Here is a 19,663-nt window from a genome sequence, read left to right on the forward strand (position 1 = left end):
CAGCAGCGCTACGCAGCTACACAGGCGCTAACACAAAAACTCCACCTGCAGTTGAAGCGAATCGGCTTCTTCTGCGGGTGGAGTTTTTTAGTTGGACAGATGTTCCAATTAGCGAAGCTCCGGTTAACCTTCGTCGCTGCGCCGTTTTACCGGAATGCGGATCGGCTCGCTTTCGGCTTTGCCGTAATCCTGAGCCGTTACCCAAATCTCCTCGGAAGCACCTAGCAGATTCTCGTTAAATTCGTAAACCAAGGAGCCTTCAAGCCATGTCTGACGATGCCAGCCGAGCAGCTCGCCTTGTGAATTCGTGAACCGGACAAGCGGAGCTGTCAGGTCAAGCCCGCTAATCGTGATTGGACTGGTCCCCGTTGCATATACATCGCCGGTAACCGTCGGAGTCGCGGTTTTGCCGTCAAGCTGAACCGGGTATACAATGACGGGCTCGCTTGGCGTTTGGCCGTTATGCGAAGCAATAATGATGGTATAGCCGGTTTGAGGGGAATCTGCCGGCGGGTCGTAATCGACATAAGCTTTGAGCAGATACTCATTGTGCAGCGTGTAGTTTTTTATGGAAAAGTCCGGTGTATAGATGGTAATTGACGTGTCCGGATCTTTTACGGCAATATCCAGCCAGCCTCCGTTAGTGGAAAGGGAGGGAACTACGTTGGGTATTGCGGTTTGGGTCATTTCTTCGACGGTAACAGGCAGAGGTTTGCTGGGAATCTGACCAATCTTATGAGCGCTCACCCAAACCGTATCTCCGGCTTGCAGGAATTCCGCCGTTAACAGTTGCATGAATCGGCCTGAATCGTCGGCAACCGCGACATTGGTCATAAGGCTGCTGCTGAACCAAATTTGTGCACCCGGCACGGCTGTGCCCGTAATCAAGGATTCTCGATTGGCACTGAGCACGATACGATGCGGCGAAGGAGCTTCCGTTATCCCGGAAAGCTCTTGAACAGTAACGGGAATCGGGTCGCTTTCGGCGAAAGAATTATTGATTGGCATGGCTACGACATACACCGTTTCTCCCGGAACAAGATTGGATTTCGAAAACAAGCTGGTCCAGTTTACAACCGTTCCGTCCGCGCTGTAACTGTCAAGGTAGTTGCCGTCTGCTCTTTGCAACAGCAGGTAGGAGTTGGCGTCTTTCGTTCCTTGAGCGATGATGCCGTTCTCGTATACCTGCAGCTGCGAAAACACAGGCGCTTCCAATGGAGATGTAGTCTGCACAACAACTTGGATCGGGTCGGAGGCGGTTTTGCCAAAAGCAGAAGCTTGCAGCCAGAGAACACTTCCGGCGTTCAGCTTGTCCGCAATGCTCAGATAAAAAGTACCTCCGTCGTCTGCATATTGCATCCCGACAAGGCGACCGTCATCTCCAAAAGCAGCGATTTGCGCATACGGCTCGGCCGTACCACGAATTTCGGTCCATTTTGAGTTGAAAACAGGTTCGCTAACTTGTGGAGCGGTAGATTTGCCTGCAAGCGGTTTAACATAAAAGCTGCTTGCTGCGCTAATCGCTTTGCCGGGCGCCTGGGAGGTGATTTCAATTTTTGACCCTACAGCGAGGCTCCACCAACATATAGGTATGATAGTAATGGCGGAACTAGCGTCCCAAGTAAATCCAAATGCACCGGAATTACCTTGCGCCATCACTGTAATTCTGGAGCCAGGTTCCGTTGTTACTGTAAGCAAGCCTCCGTTTGTAAACAAGGTGCCGGAAACGGCAGGTACAGCAGTCGCCGGTAGCAATGCATCACCCAGATAAATGGTTTCAACTTGTGCGCTCGGCAGTTTTCCTAAGGCTTCAGCGGTCACAATGACGATATCGCCTGCATTCAGGTCGGAAGGAGCTACATATGCCTCAAAGCTGCCGTCTTCTTGAGTAAGGATAGTATTCAAAACAACCAAATCCGACTTTCGTTGCAAATGAATCCATGTATTGGGTAGCGATAAGCCCGCGACAGTAGAATCGGATTTTGAAGCCTGTTTTGTCACAGTAGGTGTAGCTGTTAATACTTGAATTACATTGAATACAGGAATCCTCACCTCTTCGCTGTCCATCATGCCTGGCGCATGGCTGTATACCGATACAAAGCTGCCTACAGATAAAGGAGGTTTAACCACAGCTCTGATGAATCCTTCAGAACTCATATACTCCCCATTGTATCGAAGTTCACTTCCGTCCGGGGACTTGATGAAGACGTCGCTAGCGCCTTCAGTTCTAATCTTCAGGACACCTCCGTTGGTATAGACGTTGCCACTTACTTCTGGTGTGGCTAAACGCTGAGTTAGCGGTAAAACGGATACTTCAGCATCATCGCTGACATTTTTGCCAAACCCTTGCGCAGTGACCGCGAGCACATCGCCGACCTGCACGGGAAAGTTGAGAGAAATGTAGCCATGCTCATTCAATTCGGCGCTGCTGGCTTGCGCGCCCGTTCTTTTATTGGTAATCGTCAAAAAAGCATGGTCTTCGGTTGTAACCTCCACATACGTGGAGTTGGTATATACAGCAGATATAATAAGAGGGGTCGCTGTTTTACCGTTAATGGCTTCGACGGTTACGGCCGTAGGAGCGCTGATCTTTTTACCGGGCATCTTGGCGCGGAAATATAGACGTTCCCCTGCCTGAAAGCGGAATTGGCCATTTATCGTGGCAGAATAGAAATTGATTTTTTCATAAATGTCCGCTTGAATGACTTCCCCGTTCTCGCGCGTAATTGTCACCTCTGACCCCGGCTCTATTGATCCGCTCAACATACCCCCATTCACATACACATGGCCAAAAACAGACGGCTTCTCCGTCTGCCCCGCCGACGACAGCGCGTTTAGCGTCGCTTCGGCGTCGATCAGGCTCGCATAGTTGTAAATGTCGGCTTCCGTGCCGCCCAGCGCCAGCACGCCTCTAACCGCGGCGCGCGCGCGGCGGATCGAAGCGGCGGCCGCTTCCGGCTGCTCCCAGATCGCCGTGATGGCGCCGATGCTCGCTTCGGCGTTGGCTACGGCCTTTTGCTTCGCCCCCGGCTTGATCGCATCGTTCACAACGATCTGCACGTTGTTGTAGGTTTCGATCGCCGTATTGGACAACGCCGTAGGGTCGCCGTCCAGCGTCGCGCTGCCGCCCAGCTCGATGAGGCCCAGCTTGGCACCTGCGCCGACCTGAATCAGCGAGCCCTGCGCCTGCGGATCGACGCCCAGCTTGTCGATGGCGCCTGCGCCGCTCACGTAGACAGCGGCCGGCTTGGTGAGCTGGACTTGTCCGATGTGCGCCCCGGCTGCAGACTGCAGACGAGTTTCCGCGCCAAGGCTCAGCTGCGGAAGATCGGCTCCCGGCTGGATATCCAGGCCGATCGGCTGGGAGCCCTCCTCGACCGTTACGCCCGCAGCAAAGCTGCCGCGGAACTGGACGCTGTGCTGCTGCTGCGTCATATGCAGGCGCACCGGGCCGAAGCTGCCAGCACCTGCGCCTGCTCCTTGATCCAGAATCGCTCGCGAGCCGACCTTTGTAGCGGCGACGGTGCTGCCGTTCTCCAGCAGGATTCGCACCTGGTTGGCCTGTTGCTTGGTATCGACGTTAAGCTCGCCCGTTACGGCGATGCCGGAAAGCTTGATCGTATTGGAAGCGCCGGATTGAATCGTCAGGTTGCTGGCTTGAATGTTGCGCAGCGTCACTTCGCCGTTGGAGCCGGGATTGACCGTCAGCGTTCCGTTGACGATTTTGACGCCGCTGGCCGGTCCGTAGGTATCCCCTGCGGTAATCGTCAGATCGCCCGTGTAGGTATCGTTGCCCGCCAAGGTTGCTTGCACGGTTGGCGGAAGCACGCCGCCGCCCCCACCGCCCCCGCCGCCGAAAAACGGCTCGGGCGTCGGCGAAGCCCCCGGCTCGGCCGGCTTTTCATCTGCGGGCCTGAAGGCTTTGGCCTTGTCCAGCAGGCCGGCGCGTTCATGGATGGCGCGGTAGGCCAACGCGGCCAGCGCCTGCCGCTCCGCAGGCGCCTTGGCGTCGAAACGCACGCCGCCTTGACCGTCGTCCATGCCCTGCACGAAGCCGATCCGGTAAGCGAGCGCTACGTCCTGACGCGCCCAGGCCGAGACGGCGCTCATATCGCTGAAATCAGCCGCTTGGGGCTCCACGTAAGCGGCTGCCTGCTCCAGCCCGAGCGCGCGTACAAAAAAGACCACGAGCTGCTCGCGGGTGACCGCATCGGCCGGTGAAAACGTGTCGTCCGATGTGCCTTGCACGATCCCGGATTGCTTCAGCGCACCGACATAGCCGCGATACCAAGCATCCGAAGCGACGTCGCGGAACGAAGCTGCGCCCTCCGGCTGCTCCTTCAACTGGAACGACTTGGCGATGATTTTCGCCAGCTCGGCGCGGGTGATTGGCCGGGCAGGCTGAAAGGAGCCGTCCTCATAGCCGGAGAGAATGCCCTCCAGCGCCATGCTGGCGATCTCCTTGGCTGCGTAAGAGCTTGCGATGTCCGGGAACGGCGATTGCGGCTCCTGTGCGTATGCAGTAAGGCCGACAAAGCCTTCGGCCACCAAAAGGGCGCTTAATAGCCCTCCGAGGAGCTTGGTGCCAAAGCGGCTGCGTGTAGGTAAATGTGTCTTGCTCAATGCTTGTTCTCTCCCTATTGTGTAAAATATGCGACATCTCCTACTATAGCACTATTTTGGAAATGTGTAATTAGCAGGAATTACATTTTTACAAAAAAAGTAAAGGGACCGCAGATGCACTCCAGCCGTGTTCAGTGGCGGGCCGAATGCCGGACCGCAACCGTTCCTGCCGGCCTCAGCAGCTCGGCGATGAGCAGGGCGGCTGCCAGCATAATCAGCGGCAGCAGCAGCCCCAGCGCTTTATCGCTGAGCCGGGCTATCTCTGTGATCACCCCGCTTTGGAACAGGGCGAACAAAGCGAGGTTAAAGCTGAGCGCCATAACGATTGTCGGCCATAGCGTGCCCCAGTGGCGGAAGACGAAGCCGTAGGCAATGCCCAGCGCACAACCGAGCGCCATCACGGCCAGGCCCGGCTGCAGGGCTGCGGTCAGGAGCGCCTGAACGATCAAAGCGGCGGCAAACGGGAACGCGCCCAGCAGCCGGCGCATGATCAGGCCGCGAAACACCAGCTCCTCGAACGGAACGCCGATCAGCAAAGCGAGAGGGACTAACGGACTATAGCGAGCCGACATGAACTGTGTGAGAAAGGCGTGCAGCTCGGGGAAGCGCGCAGAAACGAAGGAGAGACCGTTCAAGCAGGAGAACGCCGCGGCGGCCAGCAAGCCAAAAAGCACAAAACGCAGCCAATGCGAAGGCCGCAGGTCGGGACCGGCGGTACGCCACAGGCTGGCCGGAAGCAGCGGCTCCACGGCAATCGGCAGGCGGCCAACGCGCCGCGACAGCACGCTGGCGGCATATCGGCGCACGAGCAGCCACAGGGCAAGGAAGGCGCAGGACAGGAGCGCGACCATTGGCAGCCAGACCGGCGGGTTGGCATGAATAAAGCTGGCGTAAGCGGTGTTGTCCATCCAGATCCGATCATGCGTCTGAACAGCCGCTTCAATCAGCAGCAAAATCACAATCACTTCTGTAACCGCTTTCAAATAGTTCATTGCTTCGGCCTCCATTTGGAAAATATCGTTTATATCCATTATAAAATGGAGACGGCGTCAAAGCTATAAGGAAAACGTTTTATTTTTTTCCTGATCAGCGTTCCTCCAACGAAAAAAACGGCCTTCGGCATATGCCGAAAGGCCGTTCTTCATTCCTTCGCCGCCCGAAGCCGCTATTCCGCTAACGTCACCGACTCAAAGCTGTAGCCGTCGATGAATACGCCGTCCACCCACACCTTGCTGCCTTCCTTGATCGAATCGGTGTCGATCAGCGCGCTGCTGCTGAGCGTCAGCGTCTGGCCTTCGGCGGTTTCGATCGTCAGGTAGTGGACGGGATACGTGTAGGTGCTGCCGTCCGGAGCTGTTGCCGATTGCTCCTCCGTGACGAGCTTCTTGACCGTAACTTCAGCGTAAGGCACGCCCACGCTCACATGTCCGGCCGTACCATCGTCGTTGAGGGTGATCAGCGCGGTAATGCCGTCATGGAAAGCGGTTTTGTAATAAGCGCCGTCCACCGTATAGTCGCCGGGGAAGGCAATCGTGGCATCGTCGGCGATTTCGATGTCTTGCGTCGAGCCGTCCTCCAGCGCTACAGTCAGCTTGCCGGTCGCTTTGTCGGCTTTGGTTACGAGCCCGTACACCTGATTCGCTTCCGTTTCCATCGGCGGCACGTTCACGCGCACGCCGTCCTTGGTTTCAACGACGCCTTGCTCCTCGACGACGACCGTGCCTGTGGCCGCATCGTAGCCGACGGTATTGCCAAGCGCTTCGGCTACTGCGCGAGCGGGAAGGAACACGCGGGAATCCTGGGAGACGACCTGTTGGGCCGGCACCTCCAGCTCTTTGAACAGCTCGCCGTTGACATAAATATTTTTGTCGCCTACCGCCAGCTTCACCGTGAAGTCGTCCAGCTTGATCGTCACCGATTTCTCGCTGCCATTCCAGATGATGTGCTCATCGTCATTCGGTACGCCAAGTGCGATCAGCAGGTCGCGAAGCGGCATCAGGCTGCTGCCGTTTTCAATAAACGGCGTGCCGTATTGGAAATCGACGGCTGCTCCTTTCACTTTCATTTTTAGCGTTGCGGCGCTTGCCGAGCCTGCGACAAGAGCAGCCGTCAATACGGCGCTTGCGGCCAGCAGCATCAATCTTTTTTTCATTTTCCCATTCTCCCCTTTGTTTATAAAAGATAAAGTCTCCATGTTTGCTGGATTATGTATTCGTCGCAGCCGCGGGCAATCCTTCTTCCTGTCGCTGCAATCATGGAAAAAGGGGATTTTCGCCTGCCTAGCGAATCTTATGTATGAACAATCAGAGGTATGCCCGCGTTGGCTGCAAGGGAGGAAGCTTTCGTTGAAGATAACGACTGTACACGATTTGATCAACCGTTTTTCGCTGGAGGTGCTGGCGGGCTCCGCGCGTCTGGATACGCCGATTACCCGTTCGCGGGCGCACCGGCCCGGACTGGAATTCGTCGGGTATTTCGACTTTTTCCCGTTAGCGCATGTGCAGGTGCTAGGCCGCAAGGAAATTACGTATTTGCACAAGCTGACGGAGGAGGAGCGCAACGACCGGATCGGCAATATTGTGAAATACCATCCCCCGTGCTTCATTGTGACCCGCGATCAGGAGGGGCTTAAATATTTGACCAAATACTGCGAAGAAGAAGGTATCCCGCTGCTGCGCACGAGCGAGCCGACCTCGCGTTTTCTGGAGCTGGTCGATGCGTATTTGTCGAAGGCGTTAGCTCCGGAAATTGCTGTGCACGGCGTGTGCGTCAATGTGTCGGGCATCGGCATTTTACTGCGCGGGAAGTCGGGTGTGGGCAAAAGTGAAACGGCGCATACGCTGATCCGCCGGGGGCATCGGCTGGTCGCCGACGATCTGGTCGTGCTCAAGAAAACCGGCCCCGAGACGCTGCTGGGCACGCACGACGGCAAAACGAAGGAATTTCTCGCGCTGCGCAGCATCGGTTTGGTCAACGTCTCCCGTCTCTACGGGCGCAAAGCGTTTCAGGACGAGACGCGCATCGTGCTCGATATCGAGCTGACCAAATGGCAGGATAACGCGCTGAACAACGAGCTGGAGCTGGAGCCCAAATTCACCGAATATATGGACGTGCGCATTCCGCATATCGAAATCCAGCTGCAGCCGGGGCGCGATGTGGCCGGGCTGGTGGAAGCCGCCGCCAATAACTGGTACCTGCGCCAGCAGGGGTATAGCGCCGCCGAGGACTTTATGAAGCGAATTGTCGAGGAATCATAAAGTGGAGATTGGAAAAACGTTTTCATATTTACATAATAAACCATTCCCTCTATATTAAAAGAATCCGGGCTTGCGCCGGGCGCCGGACAGCTCCCGGACGTCCGGCGTCGCTGCGTCGGGACTTGTTTTCAAGGAGAAGGGGGATCGGGATGAACGGAAATTTGTCCAAGGAATATTATGTGGGCCATGACGGCGTATTTAACGACTTTGCTCCGCTGCTGAATTGCTTTCAAGCTGCTCTTTATTTCAGTCTGAAGGCGAAGAAGGGGCTGGACAAGCCCTTTGAGCTGTTTGTGCAGGACCCGTCTTATGGTCTGGACACCGACCCGGACGGCAGGTACCGGGAGATTCGCAACGTACAGGGATGGAAGTGCTTCGAGGTATTCCAGACGCATGACGTCAAAGGCCGGGGCGCAGCCACGCTCGCTGAAATCGAAGCGCTGCTCGATCAGGGTGATCTGGTTATTTTTGAAACGTTCCTGAACCGTGTCCCGCATATGAAGGATTTCCTTGCGCTTGATTTTCCGTTCGACCCAACGCGGCACAATACGCCGCATAATCATATTTTTGTTGCCGTCGACTACTCGGATACCCATCTGTACTATCTGGAATCGCCGGCGCTGCTGAATGCGGCGCATGTGCCCTACGAGAACAGCAGGTGCGTGGGGATGATTGAAAAAAGCGTGCTGCATCACGCCATCGACTGCTTCCTGAACTATCGCCGGCTGGAGATCAAGGATGCCGGGCTCGCCGAAGATAACAAGCGGCGCCGGGTAGTGGCGGCCATGCGCTCGCTGATTGGCAACATCGGCAGGCCGGTGCTGGAGACGCCGACATACACGCGTCACTACGGCACCGACGGCCTTGACCGGCTGATCGCTTGCTGCCGCAGCGGGGAGTTCGTCTTCAGCCGCCCCTCTTCGATTCACCAATCAAGCGAAGGCGATGTGCTGGAATGGAAGCTGTCCAACACCCGGCAGCAAAAAAGCGTGCTTTATCACTGCATCGAGGCTCACCCGGAGCTGTTTGGCGCTTACGGCCCCGCGCTGCTGGAACGCATGCGCGCTTCGATCGAGCTGTGGCAGATGACGATGAGCAAGCTGCGGCTGATGAAGCTCAGGCGGCAGGACGATACGGCGGCGCTGCAGGAGCTGCTGCTGCGCATGAAGGACAGTGAGCTGCGCTTTCAGGAAGAAGCTGTGCGCTGGCACGCCCGGACGGAGGCCGGCTTGCCTGCGGGTTAAGTCGCGCCGCTCGGCGCGTTTTTTTTTGCGAAATAGAAAAAAGGATAAAAATGACATATGTACAAATGAAAATCCTCTCTTTATCATGAGAGTCAGGGGGCACTCGGTTGTGCGGAGGAGCGGGACCGCCGGACCGCCGCTGCTGCTGTCCAAATCAATCGTGACGAAGGGGGATTGGGATGAACGGAAACTTGGCCAAGGAATATTATGTGCGACACAATGGGGTGTTTGATGATTTTGTTGCCCAGCTCAATTGCTTTCAAACGGCTTTATATTTTGTTTTGAAAAACAAAACAAGCGTGGAGACGCCCTGCGAGCTTTTTGTACAGGACCCGTCTTACGGTCTGGAGCTTGACTGTGAGGGGCGCTTTCGGCAGCTGCGGCTGACGGAGTCGTGGCAGTGCTTTGAGGTGTTCCAGACGCATGACTTTAAGGGGCGTGGCCCGCAGACGCTGGCGGAGATTGAAGCGCTGCTTGATGCGGGGGAGATGGTGTTGTTCGAAACTTTTCTGAACCGGCTGCCGCATATGACAGGGTATATCGCGCTGGATTTTCCTTTTGAACCGGCCAAACACGATCTGGCGAACAATCATATTTTTGTGGCCTTGGCCCACACCGACACGCATCTTTATTATACGGAGGCTCCGATTCTGCTTAATGCCAATCACGTACCTTATCTGAACCGTCGGGATATCGGCATGATTGACAAAACCGTGCTGCACCATGCGACGGACTGCTTTCTTCATTATCGCCGCGTGGAAATCAAGGAAGAGGGGCTGCTCCTCAGCCGCCATCTGCGGGTAACCGATGCGATTCGCTCGATGCTGGCCAATGCGACGCGTCCCAAACAGTCACTTCCTGATGGGGGGACGCTTTATTATGGGGCTGATGCGCTGGACAAGCTGGCGGAATGCTGCCGCAGCGGCGCTTTTGTCATGAACCGGCGTTCGATGGGGTACGAAAGCAAGGAGGGCGAGGTGCTGGAGTGGCGGGCCAGTCTCATCCGCCAGCAGAAGACGATGCTTTACCGCTGTCTGGAACGCAACCCCGAGCTGTTCGGTAGCGATGCGGTTGAGCTGTCGGATACGCTGAAGCGTTCGGCAGACGTCTGGCAGGCGGCGCTAAGCAGGATGCGGCTGATGTTGTTGAAGCAGCAGGACGACACGACGGCGCTGCAAGCTTTGCTGATGAAGATGAAAGAGTGCGACCAGCGTTTTCTGGAGGCTGCTGCGCGCTGGTACGCCCGTTCGGGGGCGGAACTGGGAGTCGGTTAGGAAGATGGCTTTTCCACGGTGCGAGCGGCTTGTTTGCGGCATTTCTGTCGTGTAAATCCAACAAGCAATTGGGGGGAACGGGGACGTTGGCGCGGTTATCCAGCAGCTCCCTCCTCCCTTATCGCGTTAATTTTTAATTTTCTGATAAAATACGGTTCGTTTCCCTCTTTCGACAAGCTCCGGCATATTTACAAAAACAACCACTCCCTCTATGATTAAAAGCAAACGGGCGGACAAGTCCGCTGCAAGCCGGGAGGAGGTCGTGAACGCCGCTGTTGTCCACATTACACAAAAAAGAGGGGATTGGGATGAACGCGAATTTATCGAAGGAATATTATGTGCGTCACGATGGGGTTTTTGATGATTTTGTCCCGCAGTTGAATTGTTTTCAAGCGGCCTTATATTTTGTGTTGAGAGCCAAAACGGGCATGAGCAGGCCATACGAGCTTTTTGTGCAGGACCCGTCCTATTGCTTGAATCTGGACGCCGAGGGGCGGTATCGGGAGCTGCGGCTCGCCGAGCGGTGGCAGTGCTTCGAGGTGTTTCAGACGCATGACGTCAAGGGGCAGGGCGATGCGACGATGGCGGAAATCGAAGCGATGCTGGATGCGGGAGATATCGTGATTTTTGAAACGTTCCTGAACCGGGTGCCGCATATGAGAGATTTCCTTGCGCTGGACTTCCCGTTCCAGCCGGAGATGCACAATACGCCGCATAATCATATTTTTGTCGCGTTGGGTTATTCGGATACGCATCTTTATTATGTGGAAGCGCCGTTCCTGCTCAACGCCAATCACGTGCCGTACAATAACAGCCCGTGTGTCGGCATGATCGAGAAATCGGTGCTGCGTCATGCGACCGACTGTTTCCTGAATTACCGCCGTGTGGAGATCAAGGAAGATGGGCTGCGCCAGAACCTGCAGACCAGGGTGGTGAATGCGATCCGTTCGCTGCTGGACAACGCCGTGCGGCCCGTAAAGGAGTCGCCGGAGGGCGTTATCTATTATGGAGCCGAAGCGATCGACCAGTTGGTGGAATGCTGCCGCAACGGCGCGTTTGCGATGAAACGGTCTTCCACGCTGTACCAGACGAGCGAAGGCGAGGTGCTGGAATGGAAGCTGGGCAACGTCCGCCAGCAGAAAACGCTTTTGCATTGGTCGATTGAAAAAAATCAGGAGCTGTTCGGCGATTATGCTCCCGGTCTGTTGAAGTCGCTCAAGGAAACGCTGGATGCGTGCCAGATGACGGCGAGCAAGCTGCGGCTCATGCTGCTCAAAAAGCAAGAGGACACGACGGCGGTGCAAGGCATGCTGCTGCGCATGAAGGAAGGCGATTTGCGCTTCCAGGAGCTGGCCGAACGCTGGTACGCGCTGGCCGGTGCGACCGCTGTCTGAACAAAAAAGCCCCGTGCGGCCTGATTGGCCGTCGCGGGGCTTTTGCTATGCGGCGCGGCGGGAGCGCCGGCTGTTATTTTTTGACCACATTGAAGTTGTCGTCGATGAGCAGCCAGTTTTGCGGGAAGGCAAGGCCCAGCTTCCAGTAGCTGATGCCGCGCAGTCCCAGCTCCTTGAGCAGATCGAATTTGGCTTGAATGGAGCGGGCGTCTTCGAACCAGACGACGTGCTCGCGGCCATCTTCGTCCCAGTAGTGGAAATTGGGCGCTTGCGCCGTGTAGTCGTACATGATTTGCGCGTGGTACTTCCGGGCCAAGCCGATGGCTGCTTGCGGACTGACTGCCTTGGCGTAGGCGCCGCCCGGCTTGTAGGGCAGCGTCCAATCGTAGCCGTAGAGGTTTTGCCCCATCATGATTTTGGAAGCGGGCATTTCGCTCAGCGCGTATTGCAGCACCCGGCGCACCGGACCGATCGGCGAGACGGCCATAGGCGGACCGCCGCTGTAGCCCCATTCATACGTCATGATAATGACAAAATCGACAATTTCGCCGTGCGCCTTGTAGTCGTGGGCCGAATACCATTCGCCGGACTGGGCGGCGCTGGTTTTGGGCGCAAGCGCAGTCGAGATCAGGTAGCCCTTCTCGTGGATGCGGGCGGCGGCTTTGCGCAAGAAGCTGTTGTAGGCTTCGCGGTCGGCGGGCAGCAGGTGCTCGATATCGAAATGAATGTCGCGGAAGCCGAGCCGTTCGGCGGTGGCCAGGATGTTATCGAGCAATTTGTTCTGCAGCGCTTCGTCGCTGAGGATCAAGTGGCCGAGATCGGCACTGAACTGATCGTTCTCCAGATTGGTGACGACCATCATCAGGGTGACGCCGGATTGTGCGGCGATGGCGCGCAGATCGTCGAGCGGAGGCGGAGCCAGCGTACCGTCGCGTTGAATGCGGAAGCTGAACGGAGCCAGATACGTCAAATGGGGCGCGGCTTCCCGGGCGCTGTTCGCCAGCGCCGGCGAGACGGCTCCGCCCCGCGGCTCGATGTAGGCGTTCACCTCGGCGGCACGTTTCGGCTTCGGTGGCAGATACAGCCGCTGGCCGACATTCAGCGGTTTGGCCGCGTCGATGCCGTTCACCTCGGCCAATGTGGCGACGGGGACGCCGGTTTTACGGGAAATCAGGTACAGGCTGTCGCCCGGCTGTACCCAATAATAGGAACCCGCCACCGGCACGACAAGTGCCTGTCCGATGACGAGCGTCTGCTGCGGGTCGATCCGATTGGCTTCGGCGATGGCCGACCAGTCGATTCCGTAAGCTTGAGCAATGCTGTAAAGCGATTGTCCGCGTTGGACAACGTGAATTTGCATACGTATTCTCTCCCTTGAGATCATCTGCTACACGATATGCAGCGGACGGCAATAGGTGTCTGTCCCGAACATCCGTTTCTGGCTGGTCCGGGGAGGAAGCGCGAGCGGGCTGCTATCCATCGGGGACTAACGGTTGTTCACCGATCTTTTAGGAGGAGGTACTAAGAGAAGATAGTACTTTTTCGCCGGCTTCGGCTCTTATATGCTAGAGACATCAAGAGCGAGCGGCGCAGCAAGCCGCAGCAGCTACAGGAGGACGATTCCGATGAGAACCTATCCAATGAAACGCAATACAGCCGCTTTTACCTTTATGACGTGGGCTTCCTTTCTTTCCGCGATGCTGGCGATGTTTATCGGTATTTATACGCTGGAGGAGTCGCTGAGCGTCAAGGGCTATTACGCGGTCTGCGCGCTGTTCCTGACTATGGCGTCGTTTGTTTTGCAAAAGGTGGTTCGCGATAACCAGGAGGACCGCGAGGAGGCAAGAAAGCGGAATACGGCCGCCTTCACGTTCCTGGCTTGGGCAGCGTTCGTCTGCGCTTTCCTCGGCATGTTCATCGGGGTCGTCAACCTGGAGCAGCCGCTGTCGGTAAAAGGTTATTACGCCGTCACGGCGCTGTTCCTGACCATGTCCTCCTTTGTCCTGCAAAAAACAATTCGTGACAACAATGACGACGAGCATCGCCGGATAGCCGGGGCTGCGGAACCTGTCGAATAAACGGGGGCCGGGCCCCGCTTCTTTTTGTAACAATCCGCGGGTGCGGATGAGCTCGGGAGGCGGATTTGCATACAATTTTTTTGAAGGGATATCTCTAAACGCGAAGGAACGGCCCTGATCGATGGCGAAGAAATAGGTCGTAACGTGTCGCTGTTTTTTTGTCCGAACAGGGGGCTTTGGTATGATTCATGATTTATTGGCGAATTTCGCCTTGTTGATGTCGGGATTTTTTGCCGCCACGTTCTGGCTGCGAAACCGAAGCGCATTTGCCCCCGCAACCCTGTGGATGAAACTCGGCACGGGCTTGGCGAACGGCTGCCTTGGGCTTCTGCTGATGCTGTTCAGCGTGCATATCAACGGAACGTTGGTGGATTTGCGGCAGGTTGCCGTCATCGCGTCTGCTTACTTTGGCGGGATCTACGCGGCGTTGACGACGGCGCTGATTGTGGCGGTCGGACGGATCGCTTTGTTCGGCGGCGTGAATGCGGCTTCTGTGACGGCTTCGCTCGGGGTACTGGCTCTTGCGCTGGGAGCGGGCTGGATTTGCACAAATATTACGTCCTATTGGCGGCGTTGGGGATATAGCTGGCTTTGGATGCTGACGGTAAACTGTCTGACCTCGGCTTATTTGCTAGGCGCCAGTTTTCTGAAATCGTTACCAGTCTACGCGACGATCGCTACGGCAGCGCTGCTGGTAACGGCCAGTGTGTTGTATGTGCTCGGCCAAGCGAGGGAAAAGTCGCAGCTCAACGATGTGCTGATCTCATTAACGAAGAGATTTAATAAAATGGATACTGCCTTTAGCATTTATGACGCGACACTGCAGCAGATGGGCGTGCTGTTCAATGTTCAGTTGGGCTCGGTCATTGTGATCGATCACCAGCGCTTCCGGTTGCTGTCTGTCATGAACGGCGGACTGACCAAGCGGGAAAACCGCGAGATCAGCTTGCAGGATATGGAGGTGCTGGCTACGGCGCAGCGCGGCGAGACGGTGCTGTTCCCCGATTGGTCCAAAAAACGTCCGCGCGGCAACGTAGACGAGGTTGTCTATCAGACGAAGAGCGTGCGGTCATCCTTGCATGTACCGTTTGAGTACAAGGGCCGGGTCATTGCGATGCTGAGCCTGGGCGCTTCAATGCCGGGATATTTTGACGAAAAAAAAGCCGCTGCGGTCCAGATGCTCGTGCCGCTGGTTTCGCTCGCGATGGCGCTCAAGGAAGCGGAGGGCAAGTTCTCATCGATTATCGATTCTTCGCACGATGCGATCGTGCTGGCCGATGATGACGACCGGATTGTGCTCTGGAGCAAGGGGGCGCATGCGATGTTCGGCTATACGGAAGAGGAAGTGCTGGGGCGCAACGTCGATCTGATTATTCCGCTCGAGCAGCGTGACGAATATTTGCGGGGGCTGGAGCGCTTGCGGGCCAGCGGCGAGCTGCAATTGGCCAGCCGCACGGTGGAGATGCAGGGCTTGCGTAAAAACGGAGGCGTCTTCCCGCTGGAGATGTCGCTAAATACATGGAATACCGGCGGACAGCAGTATTTCAGCGGTATTTTGCGCGATATTTCCGAGCGGCGCGAGACGGAGCAATTCATTTTGGCGCTCAAGCAGGAGCTGGCCGATACGCTGCATAATCAGCAAGGCATCGTGCTGAAATATAAGAAGCGCGAGGAAGGCTATGTTGTTACGATGGTCGAGGGGCAGCTGGCCCAGCAGTTCAAGATGACCGACGGCCGGGCGGTTGGACGCCCGATTCGCGAGCTCGTGCCGCCGGAATCGTATCCGACGATTCAGGAGCATTATGAGCGCGCTTGGCTGGGCGAAACGCTGCAGTTTGATAGCCGGATCGGCGAATATACGCTGCTCACGGCGTTAAGTCCGGTCGTTGTCGACGGCGTTGTGACCGAGGTCGTCGCTACAGCCAGCGACATTACGGCGCGTGTGAAGGTGGAAGCGGAGCTGCAGGAAAGCGAGGACCGCTACAGACGGCTGATGGAGCTGCTGCCGGACGGCTTCTTTATTCATAGCGGCGGCAAGGTGGTGCTGGCGAATCCCGAAGCGGCGAGTCTGCTTGGCGCGGCCGGTGTGGAGGAACTGATTGGCTGTACGCTGGGGCAGATTATTCATGCCGATTCATTGGCTGCCGATCTGGAGCAGGCGGCTTACATGTATGAGCATAAGGCGAGCCTGCCGCCTTCCGATCGCACGTATGTCAGGCTGGACGGCAAGCTGATCCAGGTCGAGGCGTCTTCGACCTGGATGTCCTATCAGGGCAAGCCGGCGATTATGATTGTCTTCCGCGACATTACCAGCCGCAAGCAAGCCGAGCTGCAGATGCGGCAGGCTAACGAGATGCTCAAGCGCCTGTCGTCGCTGGACGGCTTGACTGGCATTCCGAATCGCCGCAGCTTCGAGGAGCAGTTTGCCCGCTTGTGGTCGGAGGCGCACAAGGAGCGTTCGCCGCTGTCGCTGCTGCTGCTGGATATCGACTGCTTCAAGGCGTATAACGATTCGTACGGCCATCAGCAGGGCGATGCGTGCTTGCGGCAGGTAGCGTTCAAGCTCGCCGAGCTCGGCGCGGAGCGCGATGCGTTCGTAGCCCGCTACGGGGGCGAGGAGTTCGTCTGCTTGCTGCCGGGCGCCGAGGAGTTGGAAGCGGAGTTGTTTGCCGAGGAGGTGTGCGAGGCGGTGCGCAGTCTGGACATCGTGCACGCCTTCTCCGTGGTCGATCGGCACGTGACGGTAAGCGTTGGCGGGACGACGCTGGAGAACCACGGAGAGATCCATCCGCGCGATCTGGTGGAGGCTGCCGACAAAGCACTGTACCGCGCCAAGGAGACGGGACGCAATCGCGTCGTACTGCTGCGGGAGGATTAAGCGCGGCGCAAAAGGGCTGTCCCGAAAGGGATGGCATAATAAGGAACAACCCCAAAATGACCCCAAAATCCACAGTTATGTGGAAAGAGGGGTCATTTTTTTAGGGGCATTTTGCTACTGCAAGTGGGACTCGAAAAATCACAAATTGACATTTCGGCCAGCCCCTTGCTGGCGGAACCGACCGCCGGGCTCTGCGCGGGAGCGCTACGAAACGGGGATGTGGATGGACAGCAGCCAGCCCCGTCCGTTCGCTCCTGCGCCGAGGCGCATCGTTCCGCCGAGCTGCCGCACGCGCTCCTGCATGGACTGCAGGCCAAAGCCGGCAGGGACGGGCGTGTATGGCCGCCCGTCGTTCCACAGCTCCAGCAGCAGCACGCCGTCTCCGCCGTGCAGACCGAGCTGGAAGCGGGTGCTGCGGCCGTGCCGGATACCGTTAGTCAGTCCTTCCTTGAGCGCGTGGTAGAGCACTTTCTTTTGCATCGTCGTCAGCGGCGGCAGCGGGTCAAGCGCGCAATCGATGGCGACACCGGCCGCTTGCTCGGTCTCTTCGACGAGCTGGGCGACGGCGGCTTCCAGCATGAAGTCCGTGCCCTGCCGCTTCATCATGCGCACGGATTCGCGAATGTCGTCGAGCCCCTTGCGGACGAGGCTTTGCGACAGCTCCAGCTTGTCGAGGCCGCGCTGGTCATTGCGGACGAGCAGCATTTTGGCCGCTTCGAGCTGAACGATCGAGGCTGTGAGCGTATGTCCGACGTGATCGTGAATGTCCTGCGAGATGCGGTTGCGCTCCTCCAGCACGGACAGCTCGGCCCACGTCTCGGCGGCTTCGCGTACGGAATCCTTGAGCTTGAGCGTTGCCAGCTCCAGCTCGGCCGTCCGCTCCTGCACGCGCTGCTCCAGCTCGACGGAGAAGGCGCGCAGCTGCTCGTTGATGCCGCGCAGGCGCGCCAGCACCACCATACCGAGGCAGAGCACAAAGCTGAGTACGCCCAGCGAAGTCGTCTGATCGATCCAGTAGAAGTACCACACGGGAGCGATCGGGAATACGGCTGCGCCCAGGCCGGGAAAAAGCGTAAACGCGTAATGCGTAGAGATGCCGGCGACGAGTCCGACCAGTCCGAGCGCGAGCCAGCGCGCTTCTTCATCCCGGCGCTGCCGGAAGCGTCGCAGCATCGGTGCGGAGAGCGCCGGAACGAAAAACAGCAGCGCAAAGGCGTAGATGTAGAGCGAGCGTTCAAAAAGCCGCGGACTGAACACAGCCAGCGCCAGACAGGCGGCGATCAGCACCAGCAGCGCGTAGCGGATGCGGCGAAAGCGCACCCGCGTTTCCGGCTCGGACAGCCGTTCGAAGATGCCGGTCACCGCCAGCATGCCGATGGGCACGCAAATGCTGTAGTAGTAGGCGAACTGCGGCGCTGCGAAAAAAATTTTGTAGAGCGAGGTCAATACCATACACGGATACGCGCAGCATAACGACAGAATGGCGAAATACAGGTAAAGCGAATCGCGGCTGTACAGTAAAAACGCGCTGATTCCCGCCAGACCGAGGAAGATGAAGCAGGTCGTGATGACCAGCTTGTTCGTATCCTGACGGAGCATCTGCGTGATGTAATGCCGCCCTTCGTTGATGCTCATGTAGCCGGGAGACAGCCCCGGCCGCTCGGGCAGCACGTGCAGAAGCAGCGTATGCCCGCCGGACTGCTGGGGCAGCTCGACCAGATGCCAGTCCAGAAACGACAGCACGCGCTTTTGCGAGCCATCCATGTTGTAGGAGGCCAGCGGTGCGTTGTCTACATAGACGGCGTATTGTTTCAGCTCCACGATGTAGAGCACCGGGTCGCGCATGGCGTTTATGTTGTCGGGCAGCGGCCGGCGCAGCCAGAAGCCGGATGGTGCGCTGCGCTCCTGCTGAGCGCTGTTTTGAAGCTGCGGAAGCGGCTGCCAGCCGGCCTCTGGTCCGGGCGTGCCGGTCTGCGGGTCGAGCCGAACGTCGCCGAACGCCGCTTCCCAGCCGGCCGCATCGGCTAGCCGCAGCGAGTTCAGTCCGCTGACCTCGCCAAGTCCGCCGTTGACGACGGCGGTTAAGCCGGTAAAGCCGCCGAGCAGGAGCAGCAGTAGCGCAAGGTGCCCCCCATACGAGCGGAAGCCGCGCTTGAGACGGGCGAGCATGGCAACGGCGGCCAGCCGCGGCTTCATGGCGAGCCCTCCAGCCATGTTTTCAGCGTCATCATGGCAACGGTGCGGTCATTCGTACCGAGCTTGCTATAGATGGAGCTGACGTAGTTTTTGATCGTCCCTTCGCTCATGAACAGCTGGGCGGCAATTTCCCGGTTGGTCTTGCCATCGGCCAGACAGGTTGCGATTTCCTGCTCCTTTTCGGACAGGCGCAGGTCTCTGGCCTTGAGGCGCGCCGAGCCGAGCACGCTGTTCATGGCGACAGACGCAGTATGCAGGCGCGAAGCCAGCTTTGCCGCAATCATCGAAGGCAGCAGGAACTGCCCGTTCACGGCGTCGCGAATCGCTTGAGCCAGCTTGTCGCCCGGAATATCCTTCAGCAAAAAGCCGGTTGCGCCTCCGGCCAACGCTTCAATAATGTAGTCGTCGTCCGCGAACGTCGTCAGCATCAGGACCAGCGTTTCCGGCAGGGTTGCCCGGAGCCGCCGCGTACATTCAATGCCGTTCATGACCGGCATTTCGATATCCATCAGCACGAGCGCCGGCCGCAGCGCTTCGGCGAGCTGAAGCGCTTCCGCGCCGTCTTTGGCCATGCCGATTACCTCAATATCCTCTTGCAAGCTTAATATCGTTTGCAGTCCGTCTCTCATTAAAGTCTGATCGTCGGCAATCAAAATTCGGATCACGTTATCGACTCCCCGTTTGGCTGTTATGGCCTAAGTATACCGCTGAGAGTGGCT

General features: G+C 57.5%; 12 protein-coding genes and 1 pseudogene. 7 read left to right on the forward strand and 6 right to left on the reverse strand.

Going from position 1 to position 19,663, the window contains the following annotated elements; all coding sequences use genetic code 11:
- Positions 1–123 precede the first annotated feature (123 nt).
- From B5M42_RS07180 to B5M42_RS07190, 3 genes are all read right to left on the reverse strand, one after another.
- The gene (locus B5M42_RS07180; RefSeq protein WP_134752465.1) at positions 124–4,623 is read right to left on the reverse strand and encodes an S-layer homology domain-containing protein; all 4,500 of its coding nucleotides are present in this window, start codon (positions 4,621–4,623) and stop codon (positions 124–126) included.
- A gap of 131 nt (positions 4,624–4,754) precedes the next feature.
- Positions 4,755–5,615, reverse strand: a complete 861-nt coding sequence (locus B5M42_RS07185) for a CPBP family intramembrane glutamic endopeptidase (protein WP_167689846.1) — start codon at positions 5,613–5,615, stop codon at positions 4,755–4,757.
- A 173-nt stretch (positions 5,616–5,788) separates the two neighbouring features.
- Positions 5,789–6,775 carry a copper amine oxidase N-terminal domain-containing protein gene (locus tag B5M42_RS07190; RefSeq protein ID WP_167689848.1) on the reverse strand — a complete coding sequence of 329 codons (987 nt, stop codon included), beginning with the start codon at positions 6,773–6,775 and terminating at the stop codon, positions 5,789–5,791.
- Between the two features lie 193 nt (positions 6,776–6,968).
- Here B5M42_RS07190 and hprK point away from each other — a divergent pair, with 193 nt between their 5' ends.
- From hprK to B5M42_RS07210, 4 genes are all read left to right on the forward strand, one after another.
- A complete protein-coding gene (gene hprK / locus B5M42_RS07195) occupies positions 6,969–7,880 on the forward strand; it encodes an HPr(Ser) kinase/phosphatase (protein ID WP_134752471.1) in 912 nt (303 codons plus the stop codon).
- Between the two features lie 149 nt (positions 7,881–8,029).
- The gene (locus B5M42_RS07200; RefSeq protein ID WP_134752473.1) at positions 8,030–9,124 is read left to right on the forward strand and encodes a hypothetical protein; all 1,095 of its coding nucleotides are present in this window, start codon (positions 8,030–8,032) and stop codon (positions 9,122–9,124) included.
- A 179-nt stretch (positions 9,125–9,303) separates the two neighbouring features.
- Positions 9,304–10,398 carry a hypothetical protein gene (locus B5M42_RS07205; protein WP_134752475.1) on the forward strand — a complete coding sequence of 365 codons (1,095 nt, stop codon included), beginning with the start codon at positions 9,304–9,306 and terminating at the stop codon, positions 10,396–10,398.
- A gap of 308 nt (positions 10,399–10,706) precedes the next feature.
- Positions 10,707–11,792: a hypothetical protein gene (locus B5M42_RS07210; RefSeq protein WP_134752477.1), complete on the forward strand. Its 1,086-nt coding sequence runs from the start codon at positions 10,707–10,709 to the stop codon at positions 11,790–11,792.
- A gap of 73 nt (positions 11,793–11,865) precedes the next feature.
- Here the strand turns inward: B5M42_RS07210 and B5M42_RS07215 are convergent, their stop codons facing one another.
- Positions 11,866–13,152, reverse strand: a complete 1,287-nt coding sequence (locus tag B5M42_RS07215) for a glycoside hydrolase family 18 protein (RefSeq protein WP_134752479.1) — start codon at positions 13,150–13,152, stop codon at positions 11,866–11,868.
- 280 nt (positions 13,153–13,432) lie between these two features.
- Here B5M42_RS07215 and B5M42_RS07220 point away from each other — a divergent pair.
- The 3 genes and pseudogenes from B5M42_RS07220 to B5M42_RS07230 all read left to right on the forward strand — a co-directional run.
- Positions 13,433–13,642 (forward strand): annotated as a pseudogene (locus tag B5M42_RS07220) (YiaA/YiaB family inner membrane protein); the annotation flags it as partial.
- Between the two features lie 24 nt (positions 13,643–13,666).
- Positions 13,667–13,870, forward strand: coding sequence for a YiaA/YiaB family inner membrane protein (locus tag B5M42_RS07225; protein WP_268999117.1), 204 nt, complete (start codon positions 13,667–13,669; stop codon positions 13,868–13,870).
- A 181-nt stretch (positions 13,871–14,051) separates the two neighbouring features.
- Complete coding sequence (locus B5M42_RS07230; protein WP_134752481.1) at positions 14,052–16,748, forward strand: PAS domain S-box protein; 2,697 nt, start codon at positions 14,052–14,054, stop codon at positions 16,746–16,748.
- 204 nt (positions 16,749–16,952) lie between these two features.
- On the opposite strand, the gene B5M42_RS07235 is transcribed toward B5M42_RS07230, so the two are convergent.
- Both B5M42_RS07235 and B5M42_RS07240 read right to left on the reverse strand, forming a co-directional pair.
- The gene (locus B5M42_RS07235) at positions 16,953–18,944 is read right to left on the reverse strand and encodes a sensor histidine kinase (protein WP_167689852.1); all 1,992 of its coding nucleotides are present in this window, start codon (positions 18,942–18,944) and stop codon (positions 16,953–16,955) included.
- Complete coding sequence (locus B5M42_RS07240) at positions 18,941–19,609, reverse strand: response regulator transcription factor (RefSeq protein ID WP_230632786.1); 669 nt, start codon at positions 19,607–19,609, stop codon at positions 18,941–18,943. Before B5M42_RS07240 ends, B5M42_RS07235 begins: the two co-directional genes overlap by 4 nt.
- Between the last annotated feature and the right edge of the window lie 54 nt (positions 19,610–19,663).

This window comes from Paenibacillus athensensis, from assembly GCF_004514475.2.
Taxonomy (GTDB): domain Bacteria; phylum Bacillota; class Bacilli; order Paenibacillales; family NBRC-103111; genus Paenibacillus_AL; species Paenibacillus_AL athensensis.

Coding starts and splice junctions, on each gene's coding strand:
- B5M42_RS07200 (WP_134752473.1), top strand. CDS start 8,030: ATGAACGGAAATTTGTCCAAGGAATATTATGTGGGCCATGACGGCGTA.
- B5M42_RS07235 (WP_167689852.1), bottom strand. CDS start 18,944: ATGAAGCCGCGGCTGGCCGCCGTTGCCATGCTCGCCCGTCTCAAGCGC.
- B5M42_RS07190 (WP_167689848.1), bottom strand. CDS start 6,775: ATGAAAAAAAGATTGATGCTGCTGGCCGCAAGCGCCGTATTGACGGCT.
- B5M42_RS07185 (WP_167689846.1), bottom strand. CDS start 5,615: ATGAACTATTTGAAAGCGGTTACAGAAGTGATTGTGATTTTGCTGCTG.
- B5M42_RS07230 (WP_134752481.1), top strand. CDS start 14,052: ATGATTCATGATTTATTGGCGAATTTCGCCTTGTTGATGTCGGGATTT.
- B5M42_RS07215 (WP_134752479.1), bottom strand. CDS start 13,152: ATGCAAATTCACGTTGTCCAACGCGGACAATCGCTTTACAGCATTGCT.
- B5M42_RS07205 (WP_134752475.1), top strand. CDS start 9,304: ATGAACGGAAACTTGGCCAAGGAATATTATGTGCGACACAATGGGGTG.
- B5M42_RS07210 (WP_134752477.1), top strand. CDS start 10,707: ATGAACGCGAATTTATCGAAGGAATATTATGTGCGTCACGATGGGGTT.